4 protein-coding genes are annotated in these 4167 nt (G+C 43.5%); all 4 read right to left on the bottom strand.

The genetic code is table 11. From position 1 onward, the window contains the following. A partial coding sequence (locus tag F6K20_RS26935) for a glycosyltransferase family 2 protein (protein ID WP_502708882.1) occupies window positions 1–724 on the bottom strand: 724 nt, incomplete at its 3' end. Window positions 725–885: 161 nt separating this feature from the next. Beyond that, window positions 886–1911 (bottom strand): glycosyltransferase family 2 protein, encoded by a 1026-nt coding sequence (locus tag F6K20_RS26940; RefSeq protein WP_287296687.1) that lies wholly within the window; start codon window positions 1909–1911, stop codon window positions 886–888. 144 nt (window positions 1912–2055) lie between these two features. Continuing rightward, window positions 2056–2961: a class I SAM-dependent methyltransferase gene (locus F6K20_RS26945; RefSeq protein ID WP_287296688.1), complete on the bottom strand. Its 906-nt coding sequence runs from the start codon at window positions 2959–2961 to the stop codon at window positions 2056–2058. Between the two features lie 221 nt (window positions 2962–3182). Next, window positions 3183–4167 (bottom strand): glycosyltransferase family 4 protein (locus tag F6K20_RS26950; RefSeq protein WP_287296689.1); only part of this gene is annotated, 985 nt, incomplete at its 5' end.

Consider the following 4167-nt stretch of genomic DNA (forward strand, 5'->3'; position numbering starts at 1 on the left):
TATTATGTGCCGCATTAATTAGGGCAGTATCGCTAAAAACTATGCCTCGCTGATCCTCATCAAAACGCTGTGCTGGATAGTGGTCTACTGCTACCCCTGGGTCATAAATCAGCTTCCAACCCGCTTTTCTTAGGGCTAGACTAAAGGCCAGATCATTATGGACTTGAGCTCCTTTCCCTCGTAAACGCTGATCAAAGCGCAAACCCGATATAGCAGTCCGTCGATAGCTCATGTTAGCTCCTTTCAGGATATCCACCTCCCGAGGTAAACCTACCCCGAGGTGGTGATTACCAATCACCCGTCCATACCATTGCACTCGACCCACTCGTTCTCTAGCGCCATTTTCCAGGTAGTTACCCAGATGTACCCAATCCCGTCCACCAACACCCCCGATCCGGTGATCGGACAGGAAGTGAGTTTCAATATAAGCTAACCAATTGCCACGGGGAGCAGCATCATCATCGGTAATGGCAATAATATCTCCCTGTGCTGCATCAAGACCTGCGTTGAGAGCGGCCACTTGCCCGGGAATACTTAATTTCACAGGACGCATGGGTAAAACCTCAGGGTTGAATGCTTCAAGAAACCCCCAAGTTTCAGGATCAGTATCCCGTACAATCACCAAGACCTCATCCACTGGTCGAGTTTGCTTCTCCAGGGCCTCTAAACACCGTTCTAGGTCTTTTGGACGGCGATAGGTGGGGACTATAACAGTTATTCTCATTTCTTCTACGGTTGAGTTAGGTTGAAGGTTGGAGGTTGAAGGTTGTTTGTCAGAATGCAGAATGTAGAATGCAGAATGTAGAATGCAGAATGCAGAATGCAGAATGTAGAATTCGGGCATTCTAAATTCTAAATTCTACATTCTAAATTCTAAACAGATTACTATCCTGCTGTTTGAGACCGTAAATAACTCTGTAGAGTACTTAACCAACCTTTCACCATACCTTTCAACCGTAATTCCATAGAAATTGTCCATTCAAAGACAGGACGAAAGCCCAATTTCGATAAGAACATGCGAAATCGCAAAGCTGGTGAATCTCCTAACTCTTTCAATAGAGCAATCAGCTCGGTGCGTTCTACTTCATTGAACAGTGGACGATAACAGTATGCTGTGTGTCTTAAGGCCAGTTTACGACGCTGGTTTTCAATCACCTTTGTATCCCAACCCCGTCGCTTAAAACCAGGCAAGATACTGTCTTCAAAAACCCGAATACATCCTTTTAATTCAATGTTTTTGCGCTTAGGACGTAGATTTTTAGCATCAGTCCAAACGCGATAACAGGCTAAGATCTCATTGGCATAAACGTTGCCATAACCCGCATCTGCCATTCTGACCCACATGTTATAGTCCTGTGCAAAATCGGGACTATCTTCATAAAATCTAACTGCTGGCAACGCTTCAGCCCTAAACATAGCGATATTCGCAGCTACTTTTACGCCAAAAACTGCGGCTAGTAGTGATTCGTCTGCGCTCTGAAACTCGTGCTGTCTTGCAATACGTCGCACAGCTCGATTGTGACTGCGTTCATCAATTTCCTGCACAGCACTATGGGCATAACCCGCCTCTGGATGGTTCTCTAGCAGGGGTAGTAACGTTTCTACATAGTTGGGTAACAGGGCATCATCTGAATCCAAACGAACAATAAATTCAGTGTTTGGCTGTTTCAAAACCCAATTGTTGTTAGCAGCCATACCTAGGTTTTTAGGCTGCCGATAGTACCGTACTTGAGGAAACTGCTGGCATAGTTGTGCCATAACCTCAGGGGTTTCATCAGTGCTAGCGTCGTCTGACACCCAAACTTCCACATTGGTATAGGTTTGACCGCAGGCGCTACCCACTGACTCCCATAAGTACTGGGCTTGATTATAGGTAGGGATGCAAATAGCAACTGGTTTCATGTCCTGCATCAGGAGTAGTTCCTTTATACGAAAGTTATGTTAAAATCAAATAACCGTAATAAATGTTTAATTTTCGTTCGTCAAGAGTGCTATTTTTTTATTCAACAGCAACAAATAGCGATCCGGTTAGTTTCCCAAAAAGCGTCGAGCGGGTTATTTCTTGACTAAAAAATTTTTAACAAATTGTTTCAATAGTCCTGATTTACCAGACAAATACTCTACTATCACCTTTTTATCTTGCCAGAGAATAAAATAATCCCTTAAAGACCACTTATCAACCTTGGTAAATTCCATAGGCTTAAAGACTGAACCATACCAAGTAAGCACCATACCCTTTTTCAAAAACATGAAGGGACTTTGACCTTTAAATTTTAGATTTGACTCTAAATGAGTTGGGTGTCTACCGGTAACATCACCATAAGCATCGGTGATCAGTGCAATGCCTTCTGTTTTTAACATGGAGCGTATATTAGCAATGGCGATCCATGGCTCAGTAAGGTGTTCGAGAACATCGAAAGAAATCACAACATCGTACTGATTATCCAAACAGGCTTCATAGGTAGGAATCAGGTTGATGCCATTGTCTAACAAGCCATAATGTTTAAATCGCTTGGTGACAAAATCATAGGTTTTACTGCCTGGGAAGTCGCAGTACTCAACTTGACAACCATTCATCCCTAAGTACAGAGAGTCATTGCCTGTACCATCACCCAGTAACAAAATTTTTAAATCACCAGTTGTCTTCCCTTTCTGTGAGGCATACTTCTGAATTCTTTCTAGGGTTATTTCTATCAAGTGCTTTCGTCCAGGTCTAGCCCAAAAAACCATTGTTTCAAATATGAAGCCATACCCATTTTTATAAAGAGCCTCCATATTGGAATCATAGTGGTGAGGGGTAACTCCAAAGTTTTGGGCATCTTGACACACATTCCAGCCTATTTGCAGCGCTTCTTGCCAGACTCGATGGTTTACGTCCTCTCTGGGCAGCTCGGTAAAGTTACTAATCTCATCAACAATAGGTTCTAGTTCAGTGGGAATTTTAATTAGTAGGTTAGACATAACTATTGAGAATTGAGAATTGAGAATTGAGAATTGAGAATTTATTAGTCTAATAAGATAGATTACTACTCTCCATTTTCTACCTTAAAAATACTCGGTAGTATCGTTATCCGTTGACCTTAAACCTGCAACCTTCAACCTTCAACCTTCAACCTTCAACCGTCTAACCTTCAACCTTCAACCTGCAACCTTCAACCTTCAATTACAACATTAAATTTAGACTACTTGATCACTTCTTCAAATAAATCCACATAGCTTTGTGCCATCTTTTCCCAACTGTATTGGGCGGCTATCATTGGTGCAGCTTGGCTCATATGTTTCCTTTTTTCAGGATTACTAACCAGAAGGCTTAGCTCCTTTGCCAAAGCCTGGGTATCGTTGGGGTCAGACAAGACCACTCCGCAGGCTGGAGTAACCAATTCAGCTCCCCCGGCTGTGCTGGCGGTAATGACTGGCAAGCCAGAAGCCATTGCTTCTAGGAGCACTAGTGTGCAGGCTTCATAGCGGGATGGAAAAACAAATAAATCTACGGCTCGCATGATCTGTGGGAGGTCACGTCGGTACCCCAGAAAATGTACCCGTTCACTCACATTTAGGCTTGCGGCTAGCTGAGGATAGGGACTACCTTCTGTGATGCCAGCAACAGCTAGGTGTAACTCAGGCACTTGAACTAAGGCGTGCAGAATGGTATCCAAGTTCTTCCGAGGTGTTCGGATATCCCCAGCAAAAAATGCTAAAGGCACTCCCTCAGGAAGACCCAATTGTTTGCGGTCAGCCACACCGGGATAAAATTCTTGTAAGTCAACACCATTGACAATCACCCGAATGGATTCAGGGGGTACACCAATGTCTACTAATTCTTTCTTGACCTTTCCGGAAACAGCGACTACTACTTTTGCCTGACGGAAGGATTTTTTTTCCCAATGGGCATTCAAGGTTGTAACTAGCCGCTGGTAAAGACCATACAAATCCCGACGTAGCCGAGAGGTATGGGCAGGCGATCGCAACCAAGAACTGTGGACAAAATGTACAGCATTCACATCTGAGCCAGCTCTGGTAATGGATCCGTTAACCTTTACTAAGTTCAGCTCACTACGGTGTTGATTTAACCAATTGCCACTCCGCCAGGAAATACCAAACGCAGCAAAACATTTGTATCCACCAAATAGCTCATAACATTTCTTCTTCTCTTGTGTATATACTAGA

It is taken from the genome of Moorena sp. SIO2C4, assembly GCF_010672485.1.
In the GTDB taxonomy this organism is placed as follows: Bacteria; Cyanobacteriota; Cyanobacteriia; order Cyanobacteriales; family Coleofasciculaceae; genus Moorena; species Moorena producens.